The following is a 14773-nucleotide window of genomic DNA, read 5'->3' as shown; positions in this document are numbered from 1 at the left end:
CTAACAGGGCATATTTGACAAGGAGAGTACTGTCAAATATTCGAGATGGATCCCTTGTTTCGGGCCTTGGGACCTGCGCTCGCGCGACGACTCGCAACGACGGCCAGCACGCGTGCCGCCGCCTCGTCCGCCTGCTCGTGCTCCCAGACGCGCACGGCCAGCCATCCCGCCTCGGCCAACCGGGCGTCCGTGTCCAGGTCCCGACTCCGATTCCCCTCGATCTTGGCGCGCCAGAACTCGGCGTTGTTCTTCGGCCACGTAGCGTGCACGGGGCAGCCGTGCCAGAAACAGCCGTCCACGAACACCGCCACACGCGCGGGTCCGAACACGATGTCGGCCTCGCGCCTCACGCCCTTCACCGGCTTTCGGTGGATCCGATACCGAGCCCCCTTGGCGTGCAGCGCCTTGCGCAATGCAACCTCCACGCCTGTGTCACGGCTCTTCTGGCGACTCATCCGAGTACGCACGGTGACCGTCGTTGCCAATTTCTCCACCCCACCATTGTGACCGGCCGGTCGCAGACCCATTCAGAGCGGCATCGGGAGCTGCCGGTGCCCACGCGCAGCGGTCGGCGAAGGGCTGGGGCTTGCCGCTGCCAAGGGGAGGAATGCAGGGAGAGCCGCCAGTGCTTCTGTCGGAGTGTCGCGGAGCAGCGACAGGGTGGTGGCCGCCATCGGGATACCGTGCAACGCCAAGGCATCGCGGGTGTAGTGGTAGTCCGCCCGATCGGTCGCCAGGGCCGCTCCCTAATCGGGCCAGTGGGCGTCCGGCCTCCTACGATGGAGGGGTTCGCCGTTGCCGACGGGGGGCTGGGGGCGTGATGACGCAGGACGGATCGCTCAGGCTCCGGATGGTGCGGGTGTTGCCCGCGGCGCCCGGGGTGGTGTTCGAGGCCTTGACCGAGCCCGGGGAGCTGGCGAAGTGGTGGGGGCCCGACGGGTTCGTCGTTCCCCGGGTGGAGAGTGATCTGCGGCCCGGTGGGGCCTATCGGATCGAGATGCAGCCGCCCGAAGGGGCTTCGTTCTTCCTCGCCGGCGAGTTCCTGGAGGTGGACCCGCCCGCCCTGCTGGCGTACACCTTCCGCTGGGAGGATCCCGACCCCGACGACCGGGAGACGACCGTGAGCCTGGAGCTGCGCGGCGACGGCGCCGGTTCGACGCGGCTCGTGTTCGTGCAGGGCGACTTCGCCACCGAGGGGCGGCTCGCCCTGCACGACGAGGGCTGGACCCAGGGCTTCGACAAGCTCGAAGGCCTGCTGAGGCGTCGATGAGAGGCCGGTGCGGTCCCGATGGCGGGCCGCTCGAGGGCCTGCTGCGGCGCCGGTGAGGGGTTAGCGGTCGGCCGTTGCGTAGGCGGCTGCTGCCATCGTGCCCGCCGCGGTGAAGACCGCCGACCAGGGGCCGATCTTCTTGGCCAGGGGGTGCGATGCGGCGAAGGCGGCGATGTAGGCCGCGCCGAGCAGGGCCGTGGTCGTCGGTGAGGTGCGGCGGTGCCACTCGCGGGCCGCCAGGGCGCCGGCGGCCGCGAGGACCACGCCGCCGAGCGGCCGCTTTCCGGTCCAGCGGGCGGCGGCGTAGCCGCCGACCAGGCCGCCTGCGGCCACTGCCGAAGTGGGGATCTGTGCCATCGTGGGGGCCTCCAGCCGTTCGAACGTCACCGGTCGAGGCTAACGGGCACGGCGGGTGAAGCGGCGCGCGGCCATCACTCCCAGCACGACGACGGCTCCGCCGAGGACTCCGGGCGGGACGGTGTCCTGGATTTCGCGGGGGAGCACGGACATGACGCCCAGGAGGATGAAGAACGCCACCGCGCAACCCCCGACGGCGACCAGGACTCGGGTGAAGAGGGTGTGCGGCACTCTGGGCTCCGGTGGGGTCGTTCGACATCGCGCTGTACTGGTTCAACGCCGGGCCGGGCGTTGCCGATACGGGCGGTCCGAGGCACCGTACGGAAGTCGGATTTGTCGCACACCCTCCGGATCCGCGGACCTGCCGTCCGGGGAACCTCACCGGCGTAGATTCCCTCTACGAGAGGGGCGATACGACCGAAGCCGCCCAAGCCGGCCCAAGGAGCTGCAAACGTGATCTGTTATGGACCGGCCGTCCTGGACCTGTCGGACGAACTGGCCGACACCTACAGCGAAGTGTTCTCCGCTCCGCCGTGGAACGAAGACGAAGAAACCATTCGCCTCTTCACCGCCAGGCTGCAGGCCGACAGCCGCCGCACCGGATTCCGGACCGCCTTCGCGCAGTCGGCCGTCGGCATCGACGGATTCGCCACCGCCTGGCTGACGCCCAAGACCTTCCCCACGGACCGTGCGTACGGACAGGTCGCCGCCCAGCTCGGCCGCAAGCGCGTACGGGAACTGCTCATCGGCGCCCTGGAGATCGACGAGCTCGCTGTCCGCCCGCACGCCCGCGGGCACGGCACCGGGCGCGCCCTGCTCGCCGAGATCACCGCCGACGCCCCGGACGCGCGCGCCTGGCTGCTCACCGCCCGCGTGGCCACCGACACCGTCGCCACCTACCGCCGGCTCGGCTGGCACGAGGTCACCCCGCTGCCCGGGACGCAGAACGGCGTCGTCGTCTTCCTCGCCCCGAACCACCCCTCGGCCTGAGCATCGGGCGCCCGCCACCGGGCATACCCGGGGCATGATCACTCGTATCGCTCGTACCGCCCGGCGCCAGCTGAACCTGGCCACGTACCGCCAGCTCACGCAGGCCGGGATCCCGGCCGCGACCATCAGCGGCCGCAGTCGCCGGGGAGGGCCCTGGCAGCGGCTGCTGCCACGGGTTTACTTGTTGCAGACCGGGCCACCGGACGGCAGTCAGCGCGCGCTGTCCGCGGTCCTGTACGCCGCCCACCCCTCGGCCGATCCGCTCTCCGGGGCGACGGCCGCGCTCACGGGCGGCGCGGCCCTCGCGCTCCTGGGCATCCGCGACGCGCCGCCCGAGCCGCTGGACGTCCTCGTCCGCTCGCCGCGCTCGGCGACGCCCGCCGGACGGGTCCGGCCCGCCTCGACCGCCCGCTGGCCCGCGACCATCCACGTCTCCGGCGTCCCCAGCAGCCGCCCGGTCCGGGCCGCCGCGGACTTCGCGGCGCGCACCGACGACGCGGACCTGGTGCGCTCCGTCCTGGCGAACGTCGTCCAGGGCGGCTGGTGCCACCCGCACGACCTGCACGCCGAACTCCGTGCCGGCCGGATCGCGAACCGCCCGGCCGCCCGCGCCGCGGCCGGCGAGCTGGTCGCCGGGGTCCGCTCGATCGCCGAGGGCCGGGCCCGCGACACGCTGTCGGCCACGGACCTCCCCGCCCCGCTGTGGAACGCCCGCCTCCACGGCCCGGACGGCGCGTTCCTCGCCAGCCCCGACGCGTACTGGCCCGAGGAGGGCGTGGCGCTGGAGATCGATTCCGCCGAGTACCACTACACGCGCGACTCCTGGCAGGCGACGCTGCGCCGGCGGCTGCGGCTGGAGTCCCGAGGGGTCCTGGTGGCCAGTACGACGCCGGGGATCCTGCGCGACGCACCGGCCGACGTGATCACCGCCCTGCGCGCGCTCCTCGCCGTGGGAGCGGCCCGGCCCGCGCCCCCGGACGTCACGGCTCGCGGACACGCCCAGCTGGAGCTGTCGGTGCCGCTGTCGGTGCCGCGGCCGGTGCCGCGGCCGGTACCGCTGCCCGGGGCGCTGTCGGTGCCGCGGCCCGTCCCGCTGCCCGTACCACTGCCCGTCCCGCTGCCCGCGCCGCCGTCAGTGCCGCTGCCCGCCGCCTACGCTCCGAAGGCCCGGGACACCGTGTAGATCAGCAGGCCCGCCAAGGCGCCGACCACCGTGCCGTTGATCCGGATGAACTGCAGGTCACGGCCGATGTGGGCCTCGATCTTGCGGGAGGTGTGCTCGGCGTCCCAGGCCGCCACCGTGTCCGTGATCAGCGAGGTGATCTCACGCCGGTAGGTGGTGACGACGTAGACGACCGCGCCCTCGATCCAGCCCTCCACCTTCGCCTGCAGCCGGGCGTCGGTGGCCAGGCGCGCGCCCAGGGAGATCAGCGAGGCGCGGACCCGCAGGCGCAGCTCGCTCTGCTCGTCCTCCGCCGCCGAGATGATCATCGACCGGATCGCCGACCAGGCGGAGGCGATGACGTCCTGGACCTCGTCGCGCGCCAGGATCTCGGACTTGAGGCGCTCCACCTTCGCGCGCGTCTCCGTGTCCGACTGGAGGTCGTCCGCGAAGTCCGCCAGGAAGCGGTCCAGCGCCCCGCGCGCCGGGTGCTCGGGCATGTCCCGCATCTCCGTGATGAACCGGAGCAGCTCCTTGTACACGCGCTCGCCCACCTTGCGGTCCACGAACCGCGGGGTCCAGCCCGGGGCTCCCCCCTGGACCGCGTCCGTGATCGAGTCCCCATGCGTGACCAGCCAGTCGTGCGCCTTGACGCAGACGAGGTCGACGGCCCGGCGGTGGCCGCCGTCCGCGACGACCCGCTCCAGGGTCTTGCCGATGCCCGGCGCGATCTCGGCGGTCTCGGCGCGGCGGGTGATGGCCTCGCCCACGACGGCCTGCACGTCGGAATCGCGCAGTACGGTCAGGGCTCCGCGCAGCGCGGTCGCCAGCTCGGCCGTGACCCGGTCGGCGTGCGCGGGCTCGGCCAGCCAGGCGCCGAGGCGGCCACCGATGCCGAGGGCGTGGAGCCGGGCCCTGACCACGTCGGAGGAGAGGAAGTTCTCCCCGACGAACTCGCCCAGCGTGACGCCGAGCTGGTCCTTCTTGGTCGGGATGATCGCGGTGTGCGGGATGGGCAGGCCGAGCGGGCGCCGGAAGAGCGCGGTGACGGCGAACCAGTCCGCGAGCGCGCCGACCATGCCGGCCTCGGCCGCGGCGGCGACGTACGCGGCCCAGCCGCCGGCGCCCCAGGCGTGCTGGGCGTACTTGGCCAGTACGTAGACCAGCGCGACCAGGATCAGCAGACCGGTCGCGGTGGCCTTCATCCGGCGGACGCCGCGGCGGCGCTCCTCGTCGGCGGCGCTGAACACGAACGCTCCGCGAGAGGTGACGGGGTGCGGTCCGGGGGGCTCCGCCCGTGGTGCGGTGCCGGTTGTTGTGGTGCCGTTCTCCACGTGCTCCTGCCTTCCCCCGGGGCGCCGGTTTTGTCTGCTTGACGTCTCCCCAGGTGAATATGGGGATTCCCGCCTGGCCACCGCTGTTGAGCGCCGACCTTCGGGCGGTTCCTGTTTCATCACCCACCGCCCGGCATGCCGGGTCTCACACGGGCTCCGCAGGCGTTTTACGTGCCCGGTCGTCCCTCGGCCACAATCCTCCGTCCCTCAAAGCGTAGGTTGTGCTCGGCGTTCTGGTCCCGATCGTGGGTGGTGCCGCAGTCGCACGTCCAGGTGCGTATCCGTAGACCTTCGCGTCCCTTCGGTCCTGACAGGGAACCGCAGTACGAGCAGAGTTGAGTACTCGGGAAGAACCGGTTGACCCTGACGAAGGTGCGCCCGTACCTCACGCATTTGGCTTCAAGCGTACGAGTGAACATTCCGAGTGACTGGTCGTGGACGGACTTGCCGAACCGGCCGGAGCAAGCGATGCCCTTCACGTTCAGGTTCTCCACGTAGACCGCTTGGCTCTCACGGACTATTCGAGTGGTTTCCTGCTCAATGAAGTCGCGTCGCTGGTCGGCGATACGCGCATGAACCTTGGCGACGGCCAGCTTGGCCTTGCGGCGGTTGTTGCTGCCCTTCGCGCACCTGCTGAGCTTGCGCTGAGTGCGCTTGAGCTTCTTCTCCTGCCGACGAAAGAACTTCGGGGAGGCGATTTTCCGGCCGCGAAGGACCTCGATGACGAAGGAAGCGAAGAATCTTCCGGCGGCCCGATCTTCAGCCCCTTGCGGGTGCCCTTCTTCGACGCCCAGAAGTTACTGTGTGCCGCCTGGAGATCCCGGAGGGACGACTGGAGCACGACGGCCGAAACCTCGCCGAGCCATGCACGCTCAGGTGTTTTCTTGGCCTCGGTGAGCACCGATTTCGCCAATGCGGTAATGGACGGAACCGGCTTGCCCTGCTTGTAGGCGTCCTGGCGGATACGCAGCGCGTCATTCCATACGACGCGGGCGCACCCGAACGCCTTCGCCAGCTCCTGCTGTTGAGAAGGGCCCGGGTACACGCGGAACTGGTACCTGAGCTTCACAGTGATCACTGTACCCTAGGTGACACTATGATGGTGTCATGATTCGCATCACCCTTCGACTTCCTGACGACGTACACGAACGCCTCACTTCCCAGGCAGAGGCCGACCGGCGGTCCCTCAACTCTGAGATCGTGCACTTGCTTGAGGTCGCGCTCACCACCGTGGAAGCAGATGGCGAATCGCCCTGACGGCGATTCGTCTTCCCTACCCCGCTACGCCATTTCGCTCCCGTGGGGGGATGCGGTGTGGGTAGCCTTGGAAAACCCTTCGAGCCGCCCCCGCCCTTCCGCCGGGGATACCCCAGGGCCCCGGCAGGGCACCGCGTGGCCTTACAGCTCCTTGCGGAGTGAGTGGCCACCCAAGGGGGGCTTCGGGTGTTTGACCTTGACTTCCACGCCGCCCCAGAAGGCGAAGCCCGTCACCACGACCCGCGGGGCGCCCGGCTGGGGCGGGCCCGGGCTGTCCCGCTGGTCGAAGGCGCCCATGAAGCCGACGCCCCGTACGTCCAGCTCCACACCCGGTGGCACCGTGATCTCGATGCCACCCATGATCGCGACGCAGTTGATGACCACCTCGCGCTCCGCGAAGTCCGCCTCGCGCAGGTCCAGCTCACCACCGCCCCAGAACACCACCGCGTCGAAGCGGGCCGGCACCGTCCACCGCCCCCGGCGCTGGAACCCCGACATCACCGCGACGCCCGTCGTGGACGTTCCCGCCCCGCCGACCCGGCCCCGCCACGGCTCGGCCGCCGCCCCCGGGACCGCCGCCGCCCGGGCGGCCGGCCCGGTGGGCGACGGCAGGTCCCGCGTCAGCGGTTCCAGTTCCGCGTACGTCCGGGACTTGTACGCCGCCTCCAGCCGCTCCTCGAACTCCTCCATGTCGATCCGGCCCTCGGCGACGGCGTCCCGAAGGCGCTCCACCACCCGCTCCCGGTCGGCATCAGACGCCCTCAACTCCGGCAACGGCTTCTCCGGCCGCTCGTCACTCATGCACACCAGACTATGCAGTGTTCTCGGGGAGTTGTACGGGGCCCGCCCCTGAGATCGCCCCCGGCTTTCCCCTGATCCCCGGTCCCGCTTTCCCCTGACTCCCGGTCCCGTTTTCCCCTGATCGGGTTCCGGCCACCGTGCCGACGACCACCCCGAGCCCACCGAGCCCGCCGGACCCGCCGAGCCCGCCGGACCCGCCGGACCCGCCGGACCCGCCGGACCCGCCGACCGGCGGCCTCAGCCCCTGCCCGCGTACATCCGCGCGATCACGTCCTCGATGTCCGGCTCCCGCACCGACAGGTCCACCAGCGGGTACTGCGCCGCCACCGCCGCCACCAGCGGCGCCGCCGACGCCCCCGCCGGGAACGCCAGCCACTGCCGCGGCCCCTCCACCTTCACCACCCGCGCCCCCGCCACACTGATCGGCGCGAGCTCCCGCTCCAGGTCCACCACCAGCGTCCGCTCGCTCTCCGCCACCGACCCCGCCGCGTGCAGCCCGCCCAGCGCCCCGTCGTACATCAGCCGCCCGTGGTCGATCACCATCACCCGCTCACACAACTGCTCGATGTCCTGCAGGTCGTGCGTGGTCAGCAGCACCGTCGTGCCGCGCTCCTCGTTCAACTGCCGCAGGAACCCCCGCACCTTCGCCTTGCTCACCACGTCGAGCCCGATCGTCGGCTCGTCCAGGTACAGCACCTCCGGATCGTGCAGCAGCGCCGCCGCGATGTCCCCGCGCATCCGCTGCCCGAGCGACAGCTGCCGCACCGGAACGTCGAGCAGCTCGGCCAGGTCCAGCCGCTCCACGCACCGATCCAGGTTCTCCTCGAACCGCGCCCGAGGCACCCGGTACAGCCGCCGCATGAGCCCGTACGAGTCCTTCAGCGGCAGGTCCCACCACAGCGTGGTGCGCTGCCCGAAGACCACCCCGATCCGGTGCGCGAGACGCATCCGCTCCCGCGCCGGGTCGATGCCCGCGACCCGCAGCCGTCCGCCGCTCGGCGTCAGGATCCCGGTCAGCATCTTGATCGTGGTCGACTTCCCGGCGCCGTTGGGCCCGATGTAGCCGACCATCTCCCCCCGCGTGACCTCGAAGCTGATCCCGTCCACCGCCCTGACCTGGCGTTTCTCCCGGCGCATCAGGCTCACCCGGCGCCGTACGTCGAAGACCTTCTCGACCCCGTCCAGCGAGATCAGCGCATCCGCCACAGCCAACTCCTAGCTTCCCGTGCTTCGGTACGAACGGACTCCCGCGCGCCACGCCAGCGACGCGGGCAGGAACACCGCGAAGGCCACCAGCGGGCTCAGGTACGCGACCCACCCGGGCAGTCCCAGCGGATCGGGCCGCCCCAGCACGTACAGCGCGGGCAGCCAGTTGACGAAGGCCAGCGGGACGACGAAGGTCACCCCGCGCAGCAGGTCCTTCGCGAAGATCGTCGGCGGGTACTGGAGCATCGTGCAGCCGCCGTACGTGAAGGAGTTCTGCACCTCCGCCGCATCCCCGGCGAGGAACTGGAACGCCGCCCCGGCCACCATCACCGCCGCGAAGATCGCCGCCCCGGCCACGATCATCACGGGCACCAGCAGCACCTTCCCGGCCGTCCAGTCCACGTCCAGCGTCCAGAGCGCCCAGCCCAGCACCCCCAGCCCCTGCCCGACCCGCCCCAGCCGGCGCAGCGCGAAACGGTCCGCCGCGACCTGCGCGAGCACCGGGACCGGCCGCACCAGCATCGTGTCGAGCGAGCCGTCGCGGATCCGGACGCCGATCCGGTCGGTGTTGCCCATCAGCAGGTCCGCCAGGCCCAGGGAGGCCGAACAGGAGCCGTACAGCAGGGCGATCTCGGGCAGCGTGAAGCCCCCGAGGACGTCCACGTGGGAGAACATGATGTAGATCGCGAGGAAGTCGAGGAAGGTGATCGTCGCGTTCCCGAACACCGACAGGGCGAAGGACGTCCGGTACGTCATCGTCGAGCGGATCCACATCGCCACGATCAGCCCGTAGCCGCGCAGCCCTTCCCGGACCCGCCCGCGTCGCCGCTCCGCCGCCGGCACCGCCGGCGCTGCCACCACGGTCGCCGTCACCGCCGCAGCCACGGTCGCCGTCACCGCCGCAGCCCCATCAGCCCTCGCCGCCGCAGCCACCTCGGCCGTCTCCGCCGCAGCCACGTCCGCCGTCGCCGCCGTCTCCGCCGTCTCCGCCGTGTCAGCCACCCTGGACCACCACCTTCCGTGTCGCGGCCGACTGCAACAGCCGCCCCGCGCCCAGCAGTACGAGCGCCCACCCGGCCTGGAAACCCAGCGCCCTGGCCGCGCCCCCGGCCCCCGCGTGCTTGCCCAGCAGCACGTCCATCGGGACCTGGAGCATCGCCGCCCACGGCAGCGCCCGGACGAACTCGCCGAAACCACCCGGGAAGACGGTCAGCGGCAGCAGCATCCCGGAGAAGAAGATCGAGACGACCGTGGCCATCATGTTGATCCCCGACCCGTCCATCAGCCAGAAGGCCAGCAGCCCCAGCAGGTAGCGCACCGCGAAGCTCACCACCAGCCCGAGCGTGACCGACACCAGGAACAGCAGCCAGCGCAGCGGATCCACGGGCAGCGCCAGCGGAAAGGCCAGCGCCCCCGCCACCAGCGGCACCAGCCCGCGCCCCAGCAGCTGGAAGGCGGCCCGGCCCATGTCGGCCGCGAGCCACCACATCTGAAGGTCCGCCGGCCGGTACAGGTCGACGGCGATGTCGCCCGTGCGGACCCGCTCCTGGATCTCCTCCTGGAAGCCGCCCCCGATCAACGCCCCCGCGGCGAGCAGCGACTGACTGACCCACACGAACGTCAGGGCCTGCGCCTGGTCGTAGCCCCCGAGCCCCGGCCGCTCTTCCCACAATGCGATGTACGTGTACGCCACGATGAAGCCGAACACGGTGTTGGTGAACACTCCGGCCGCGGTGGCGGTCCCGTAGGTGGCGTACCGCCGGAATCCCCCTGCCGCGACCGCGAGGTACAGACGCACTCTCCGGCGCACCGTATCCCTCCGTTTTCCACGTCGTTCCTACGTCGGCCAAAGCGCGCGAGCTTAGTGCGGAGGGGCGATCCACGCGACCGATTTATGCCCGTCCGGAGCGTAATCACCGGCCATCGGGTAGACACCATGAGGTACAGAAGTGGATATTTCGAACGGCGTCGAGGAGTCCTGGAGATGAGCGACCAGTCACCACCCCCGGGCTGGACCCCTCGCGACCCGGACACCCCGCCCGACCGGCCGCAGCCGCGAAGACACCAACAGCCGCCGGGACCCCAGGCCGAACAGCAGCCGGGGTCGGGGCCGGAGCCGGGGCCCGGCCCGCGACCGAACCCGCCCGGGCCGGGGAAGAAGGCCCGCCGCAAACGGACCGGCTGGCGCCGCGCCCTCCCCACCTGGCGCATGGTCCTGGGCGGCGTCCTGCTCCTCGCCCTCCTCCTCGGCGGTGCCCTCGTGGCCGGCTACCTGCTGGTCGACATCCCGCCGGCCAACGCCGCCGCCACCGCGCAGTCCAGCGTCTACCTCTACTCCGACGGCTCGCAGATCGCCCGCGACGGCGAGGTCAACCGCGTCAACGTGCCGCTCTCACAGATCCCCCGGACCGTCCAGGAGGCCGTACTGGCCGCCGAGGACCGGGACTTCTACTCCGAACGGGCGGTCGACCCCAAGGCGATGCTCCGCGCCGCCTGGAACACGGCGACCGGCAAGGGCACCCAGTCCGGATCGACCATCACCCAGCAGTACGTCAAGAACTACTACCTGGGCCAGGAACAGACCATCAACCGCAAGGTCAAGGAGTTCTTCATCGCGATCAAACTCGGTCGCGAGAAGTCGAAGGACTACATCCTCGAGGGCTACCTGAACACCAGCTACTTCGGCCGCAACGCCTACGGCATCCAGGCCGCCGCCCAGGCCTACTACGGCAAGGACGTCGCCGACCTCACCACCGCCGAAGGCGCCTACCTCGCCACCCTCCTCAACTCCCCCAGCGCCTTCGACGTCGTCTCCCACCCCCAGAGCCGCCCCCGCGCCCTCGCCCGCTGGAACTACGTGCTCGACGGCATGGTCAAGAAGAGGTGGCTGTCCGCGGCCGAACGCGCCACGACGCAGTTCCCCGAGCCCGGCAAGGTCCGCGCGGCCGCCGGAATGTCCGGCCAGCGCGGCTACCTCGTGGAAGCGATCAAGGAATTCATCATCGAGCGGGGCATCCTCGACGACAAGACCCTCGCCGAGGGCGGCTACCGCATCACCACCACCATCGACAAACGCCGCCAGAACGCCCTCGTCGAGGCCGTGGACACACAGATGGTCGCCAAACTCGACCCCGGAACCCGCAAGGCGGACCGGCTGGTGCGGGCCGGCGGGGTCTCCATCGACCCGGCCACCGGCAAGGTCGTCGCCATGTACGGCGGCATCGACTACACCAAGCAGTACGTCAACAACGCGACCCGGCACGACTACCAGGTCGCCTCCACCTTCAAGCCGTTCGTCTTCGCGGCCGCCGTCGAGAACGACTCCCGCACCCAGGACGGCCGCCGGATCACCCCGAACACGATCTACAACGGCGACAACAGACGCCCCGTCGTCGGCGGCCGGATCCGCTTCGCCCCCGAGAACGAGGGCCAGGTGTCCTACGGCAACATCTCCGTCAACACCGCCACCGACCTCTCCGTCAACGCCGTCTACGCACAGATGGCCGTCGACGTCGGCACCACCAAGGTCAAACAGACCGCCATCGACCTCGGCATCCCCGAGAACACCCCGAACTTCGTCGTCGGCCCGGCCATGGCCCTCGGCACCCTGCAGGCCAGCGTCCTGGACATGACCCAGGCCTACGCGACCCTCGCCGACCACGGCCGCCGCACCCCCCACACCTTCGTGGAGAAGATCACCAAGGGCGACGACACGATCGGCCTGCCCGAGCGCACCCCCGTCCAGGCCATCAGCCGCGAAGCCGCCGACACCACCACGGCCATGCTGGTCAGCGTCGTGGACAACGGCACCGGTACGGCGGCCCTCGCCGCCGGCCACCCGGCCGCGGGCAAGACCGGCACCGGCGAACTGGACCGCTCGGCCTGGTTCGCCGCCTACACCCCGAACCTGGTCACCGTGATCTCGATGATGGGCCAGGACCCGGACACCGGAACCCTGCAGTCGCTGTACGGAGCCCTCGGCGAGGCCCGCATCGGGGGCGGCGGCTACCCGGCCCGGATCTGGGCCGCGTACACCAAGACCGCCCTGGAGGGCAGCGACCCCCTCGACTTCGACCTCGAACTCCAGCCGGGCGCGGCGCAGCCCCCGCCTCCCCCCTCCCTCCCGTCGGACGACCCGCGGGAGACACCCGGCGGCGGCCTCACCCCGACCCCCTCGCAGCGGCCGACCCCGCCGACACGCGGCCAGGACAACGGCGGGCAGGACAACGGCGGCCAGAACCAAGGGGGTCAGAACAACGGAGGGCAGAACCAGGGAGGCCAGAACAACGGCGGCCAGAACCAGGGAGGCCAGGACAACGGCGGCCAGACGCAGGGCGGTCAGAACAACGGCGGCACCACCCAGGGCGAGGGCGACCAGGGCGGCACCACCACGGGCAGCCAGGGCACGACGGGCTCGGGAGGCGCGGACGGCGGGACCACCGAAGGCCTGCGCCCGCCGTCCGCGTTCCTGGAATAGCCGGTGATCAGTGGCCGGAGGTCACCTTCAGCCCGATCACGGCGACCAGCAGCAGACCGATGAAGAAGATCCGGGAGGCGGTGACGGGCTCACCCAGCACCGCCATACCGAGCACGGCCGCACCGGCGGCGCCGATGCCCACCCACACCCCGTACGCCGTACCGATGGGCAGGGTCTTCGCGGCGTAGGACAGCAACACCATGCTCGCGACGATCCCGGCACCCGTGAACACACTGGGCCACAGACGTGTGAAGCCCTCGGTGAATTTCATGCCGATCGACCAGCCGACTTCGATCAGACCGGCGACGAGAAGAAGAACCCATGCCATGACGGCACCTCCGAGACATCGAGCGATACGGGGGTGCGTCGTCTTGTCGTACCCGGTACGGCGCGTCTCGTCGGGTTCCCCTCCACCGTAGCAAAGGGCAGCCGAAAGGGCCGGTGACCTCGGCCACCGGCCCTTTCACCCACTACTCGACATCAGAGGTACAGCAATCAGAGGTACAGCCCGGTGGAGTCCTCCGACCCCTCCAGCCGCTCCGCGGCCACGGCGTGCAGGTCCCGCTCGCGCATCAGCACGTACGTCGCGCCCCGCACCTCGACCTCGGCACGGTCCTCAGGGTCGTACAGCACCCGGTCGCCGGGCTCGACCGTCCGTACGTTCTGCCCGACCGCGACCACCTCGGCCCAGGCCAGCCTCTTGCCCACGGCGGCCGTCGCGGGGATCAGGATGCCGCCGCCCGAGCGCCGCTCGCCCTCCGGAAGGTCGGACTTCACGAGCACGCGGTCGTGCAGCATGCGGATGGGCAGCTTGTCGTGGGTGGTGTTCTCGCTCACGCCCCGAACCTACCTGTCCGCGAGCGCCCCGTACCGCGCAGGGTCATCCGCGCCTGCGGCGCGCCGACACCACGAGCAGCCCGACCAGGCCCACCGCGACCAGCGCGACGGGCGCGATGCGGTCGAAGCGCGGGGCCCCGTCGTCGTGGCGCAGGCCGTCCCGCAGATCCGTCACGAGCGCGTTGACCGTGGCGAAGGCCCGGCCGGCGGTGTGGTCGACGGTCGAGGCGACCCGGGCCCGCACGTCCCCGATGATCGTCTTCGGATGCATGCGCACGCCGATCTCGTCGAGCGTCTCGGCGAGCTGCTCGCGGCGGCGGACGATGTCCGCCTCGATCTGTGCGGGGGTCCTGGCTTCCTGTGCGGGGGTCCTGGCTTCCGACACCGCGCTGCCTCCGTCGTCGTGGTCTGTAGGGCGTAGTCCGCCATGAACAGTCTGTCAGCTTAGTCTCAGTGGGATACCGATCCCCTCCCGAGGAGACTGTCACGATGAGCGAGCGACTCCAGCCGGGCGACACCGCCCCCGCCTTCACCCTGCCCGACGCGGACGGCAACGACGTCTCGCTCGCCGACCACAAGGGCCGCAAGGTGATCGTCTACTTCTACCCGTCCGCGCTGACGCCCGGCTGCACGAAGCAGGCCTGCGACTTCACGGACAACCTGGCCGTCCTGGCCACGGCGGGCTACGACGTCATCGGCGTCTCGCCGGACAAGCCGGAGAAGCTGGCGAAGTTCCGCGAGAAGGAAGACCTCAAGGTCACGCTGGTCAGCGACCCGGAGAAGGAGACCCTGACGGCGTACGGCGCGTACGGCGAGAAGAAGCTGTACGGCAAGACGGTCACCGGGGTCATCCGCTCCACGGTGGTCGTCGACGAGGCGGGCAAGATCGAGCACGCCTTCTACAACGTCAAGGCCACGGGCCACGTAGCCAAGATCATCAAGGACCTGGGCATCTGACCCGCCCCCCTCTCCCTGACGCAGCGGCCCGCACCCAACCGGTGCGGGCCGCTCCGCTTATCGGACAAAACAAGCCGTAACCGTCCGACTATCGGTCCGTTACTCCGTACGAGGGCCGCACGCGC

18 protein-coding genes, 1 pseudogene and 1 riboswitch are annotated in these 14773 nt (G+C 70.7%); of the genes and pseudogenes, 6 read left to right on the top strand and 13 right to left on the bottom strand.

The features are described from left to right. Window positions 1-32: 32 nt before the first annotated feature. A complete protein-coding gene (locus OG534_RS23140) occupies window positions 33-494 on the bottom strand; it encodes a very short patch repair endonuclease (RefSeq protein ID WP_326590356.1) in 462 nt (153 codons plus the stop codon). 326 nt (window positions 495-820) lie between these two features. Between OG534_RS23140 and OG534_RS23135 the strand changes: the two genes are divergently transcribed. Beyond that, entirely contained in the window at window positions 821-1270 is a 450-nt protein-coding gene (locus OG534_RS23135; RefSeq protein ID WP_326590354.1) for an SRPBCC family protein, read from the top strand. Between the two features lie 60 nt (window positions 1271-1330). Here the strand turns inward: OG534_RS23135 and OG534_RS23130 are convergent, their stop codons facing one another. Together OG534_RS23130 and OG534_RS23125 are read right to left on the bottom strand one after the other, a co-directional pair. Next, window positions 1331-1627 (bottom strand): hypothetical protein, encoded by a 297-nt coding sequence (locus OG534_RS23130; protein WP_326593774.1) that lies wholly within the window; start codon window positions 1625-1627, stop codon window positions 1331-1333. Window positions 1628-1666: 39 nt separating this feature from the next. Next, window positions 1667-1858 carry a hypothetical protein gene (locus OG534_RS23125; protein WP_326590353.1) on the bottom strand — a complete coding sequence of 64 codons (192 nt, stop codon included), beginning with the start codon at window positions 1856-1858 and terminating at the stop codon, window positions 1667-1669. Between the two features lie 222 nt (window positions 1859-2080). Between OG534_RS23125 and OG534_RS23120 the strand changes: the two genes are divergently transcribed. Both OG534_RS23120 and OG534_RS23115 read left to right on the top strand, forming a co-directional pair. Continuing rightward, entirely contained in the window at window positions 2081-2617 is a 537-nt protein-coding gene (locus OG534_RS23120) for a GNAT family N-acetyltransferase (RefSeq protein ID WP_326590352.1), read from the top strand. A gap of 34 nt (window positions 2618-2651) precedes the next feature. After that, complete coding sequence (locus tag OG534_RS23115; RefSeq protein WP_326590350.1) at window positions 2652-3800, top strand: hypothetical protein; 1149 nt, start codon at window positions 2652-2654, stop codon at window positions 3798-3800. Here OG534_RS23115 and OG534_RS23110 read toward each other — a convergent pair. From OG534_RS23110 to OG534_RS23100, 3 genes and pseudogenes are all read right to left on the bottom strand, one after another. Continuing rightward, the gene (locus OG534_RS23110) at window positions 3770-5233 is read right to left on the bottom strand and encodes a DUF445 domain-containing protein (protein WP_442807134.1); all 1464 of its coding nucleotides are present in this window, start codon (window positions 5231-5233) and stop codon (window positions 3770-3772) included. The genes OG534_RS23115 and OG534_RS23110 overlap by 31 nt on opposite strands. Window positions 5234-5280: 47 nt before the next feature. Next, the gene (locus OG534_RS23105; protein ID WP_326593773.1) at window positions 5281-5811 is read right to left on the bottom strand and encodes an RNA-guided endonuclease InsQ/TnpB family protein; all 531 of its coding nucleotides are present in this window, start codon (window positions 5809-5811) and stop codon (window positions 5281-5283) included. 296 nt (window positions 5812-6107) lie between these two features. Next, window positions 6108-6158: pseudogene (locus OG534_RS23100) on the bottom strand (hypothetical protein); the annotation flags it as partial. 62 nt (window positions 6159-6220) lie between these two features. Here OG534_RS23100 and OG534_RS23095 point away from each other — a divergent pair. Beyond that, a complete protein-coding gene (locus OG534_RS23095) occupies window positions 6221-6370 on the top strand; it encodes an Arc family DNA-binding protein (protein ID WP_326590347.1) in 150 nt (49 codons plus the stop codon). 141 nt (window positions 6371-6511) lie between these two features. Here the strand turns inward: OG534_RS23095 and OG534_RS23090 are convergent, their stop codons facing one another. The 4 genes from OG534_RS23090 to OG534_RS23075 all read right to left on the bottom strand — a co-directional run bounded on the left by OG534_RS23090 (window position 6512) and on the right by OG534_RS23075 (window position 10175). After that, window positions 6512-7171 (bottom strand): DUF1707 SHOCT-like domain-containing protein, encoded by a 660-nt coding sequence (locus tag OG534_RS23090; protein WP_326590345.1) that lies wholly within the window; start codon window positions 7169-7171, stop codon window positions 6512-6514. Between the two features lie 237 nt (window positions 7172-7408). After that, entirely contained in the window at window positions 7409-8383 is a 975-nt protein-coding gene (locus tag OG534_RS23085) for an ABC transporter ATP-binding protein (RefSeq protein WP_326590343.1), read from the bottom strand. Between the two features lie 3 nt (window positions 8384-8386). Next, window positions 8387-9262 (bottom strand): ABC transporter permease, encoded by an 876-nt coding sequence (locus OG534_RS23080; protein WP_442807237.1) that lies wholly within the window; start codon window positions 9260-9262, stop codon window positions 8387-8389. A gap of 109 nt (window positions 9263-9371) precedes the next feature. After that, window positions 9372-10175, bottom strand: coding sequence for an ABC transporter permease (locus OG534_RS23075; protein WP_326590342.1), 804 nt, complete (start codon window positions 10173-10175; stop codon window positions 9372-9374). 186 nt (window positions 10176-10361) lie between these two features. Between OG534_RS23075 and OG534_RS23070 the strand changes: the two genes are divergently transcribed. Then, a complete protein-coding gene (locus OG534_RS23070; protein WP_326590341.1) occupies window positions 10362-12854 on the top strand; it encodes a transglycosylase domain-containing protein in 2493 nt (830 codons plus the stop codon). A gap of 7 nt (window positions 12855-12861) precedes the next feature. Here the strand turns inward: OG534_RS23070 and OG534_RS23065 are convergent, their stop codons facing one another. The 3 genes from OG534_RS23065 to OG534_RS23055 form a co-directional block, all read right to left on the bottom strand. Next, complete coding sequence (locus OG534_RS23065; RefSeq protein ID WP_326590339.1) at window positions 12862-13182, bottom strand: DMT family transporter; 321 nt, start codon at window positions 13180-13182, stop codon at window positions 12862-12864. A gap of 32 nt (window positions 13183-13214) precedes the next feature. Continuing rightward, window positions 13215-13285, bottom strand: a riboswitch (guanidine-III (ykkC-III) riboswitch). A gap of 64 nt (window positions 13286-13349) precedes the next feature. Next, window positions 13350-13691, bottom strand: coding sequence for a GroES family chaperonin (locus tag OG534_RS23060; protein ID WP_030009035.1), 342 nt, complete (start codon window positions 13689-13691; stop codon window positions 13350-13352). A gap of 43 nt (window positions 13692-13734) precedes the next feature. Next, on the bottom strand, window positions 13735-14076 hold the full coding sequence (locus OG534_RS23055; protein ID WP_326590335.1) for a DUF3618 domain-containing protein: 342 nt from the start codon (window positions 14074-14076) through the stop codon (window positions 13735-13737). Window positions 14077-14180: 104 nt separating this feature from the next. Here OG534_RS23055 and bcp point away from each other — a divergent pair, with 104 nt between their 5' ends. Continuing rightward, the gene (gene bcp / locus OG534_RS23050) at window positions 14181-14648 is read left to right on the top strand and encodes a thioredoxin-dependent thiol peroxidase (protein ID WP_326590333.1); all 468 of its coding nucleotides are present in this window, start codon (window positions 14181-14183) and stop codon (window positions 14646-14648) included. Window positions 14649-14773: the final 125 nt, after the last annotated feature.

Origin of the sequence: Streptomyces sp. NBC_01294 (assembly GCF_035917235.1) — a bacterium.
Classification (GTDB): domain Bacteria; phylum Actinomycetota; class Actinomycetes; order Streptomycetales; family Streptomycetaceae; genus Streptomyces; species Streptomyces caledonius.
Note: the sequence above shows the minus strand (reverse complement) of the source record. Positions and strands in the feature narration are given on the sequence as shown.

Bases quoted from the DNA above. Each gene is read 5' to 3' on its own strand.
- OG534_RS23135 (WP_326590354.1), top strand. From the start codon at position 821: ATGACGCAGGACGGATCGCTCAGGCTCCGGATGGTGCGGGTGTTGCCC.
- OG534_RS23130 (WP_326593774.1), bottom strand. From the start codon at position 1,627: ATGGCACAGATCCCCACTTCGGCAGTGGCCGCAGGCGGCCTGGTCGGC.
- OG534_RS23115 (WP_326590350.1), top strand. From the start codon at position 2,652: ATGATCACTCGTATCGCTCGTACCGCCCGGCGCCAGCTGAACCTGGCC.
- OG534_RS23110 (WP_442807134.1), bottom strand. From the start codon at position 5,233: ATGAAACAGGAACCGCCCGAAGGTCGGCGCTCAACAGCGGTGGCCAGG.
- OG534_RS23095 (WP_326590347.1), top strand. From the start codon at position 6,221: ATGATTCGCATCACCCTTCGACTTCCTGACGACGTACACGAACGCCTC.
- OG534_RS23090 (WP_326590345.1), bottom strand. From the start codon at position 7,171: ATGAGTGACGAGCGGCCGGAGAAGCCGTTGCCGGAGTTGAGGGCGTCT.
- OG534_RS23070 (WP_326590341.1), top strand. From the start codon at position 10,362: ATGAGCGACCAGTCACCACCCCCGGGCTGGACCCCTCGCGACCCGGAC.
- OG534_RS23065 (WP_326590339.1), bottom strand. From the start codon at position 13,182: ATGGCATGGGTTCTTCTTCTCGTCGCCGGTCTGATCGAAGTCGGCTGG.
- bcp (WP_326590333.1), top strand. From the start codon at position 14,181: ATGAGCGAGCGACTCCAGCCGGGCGACACCGCCCCCGCCTTCACCCTG.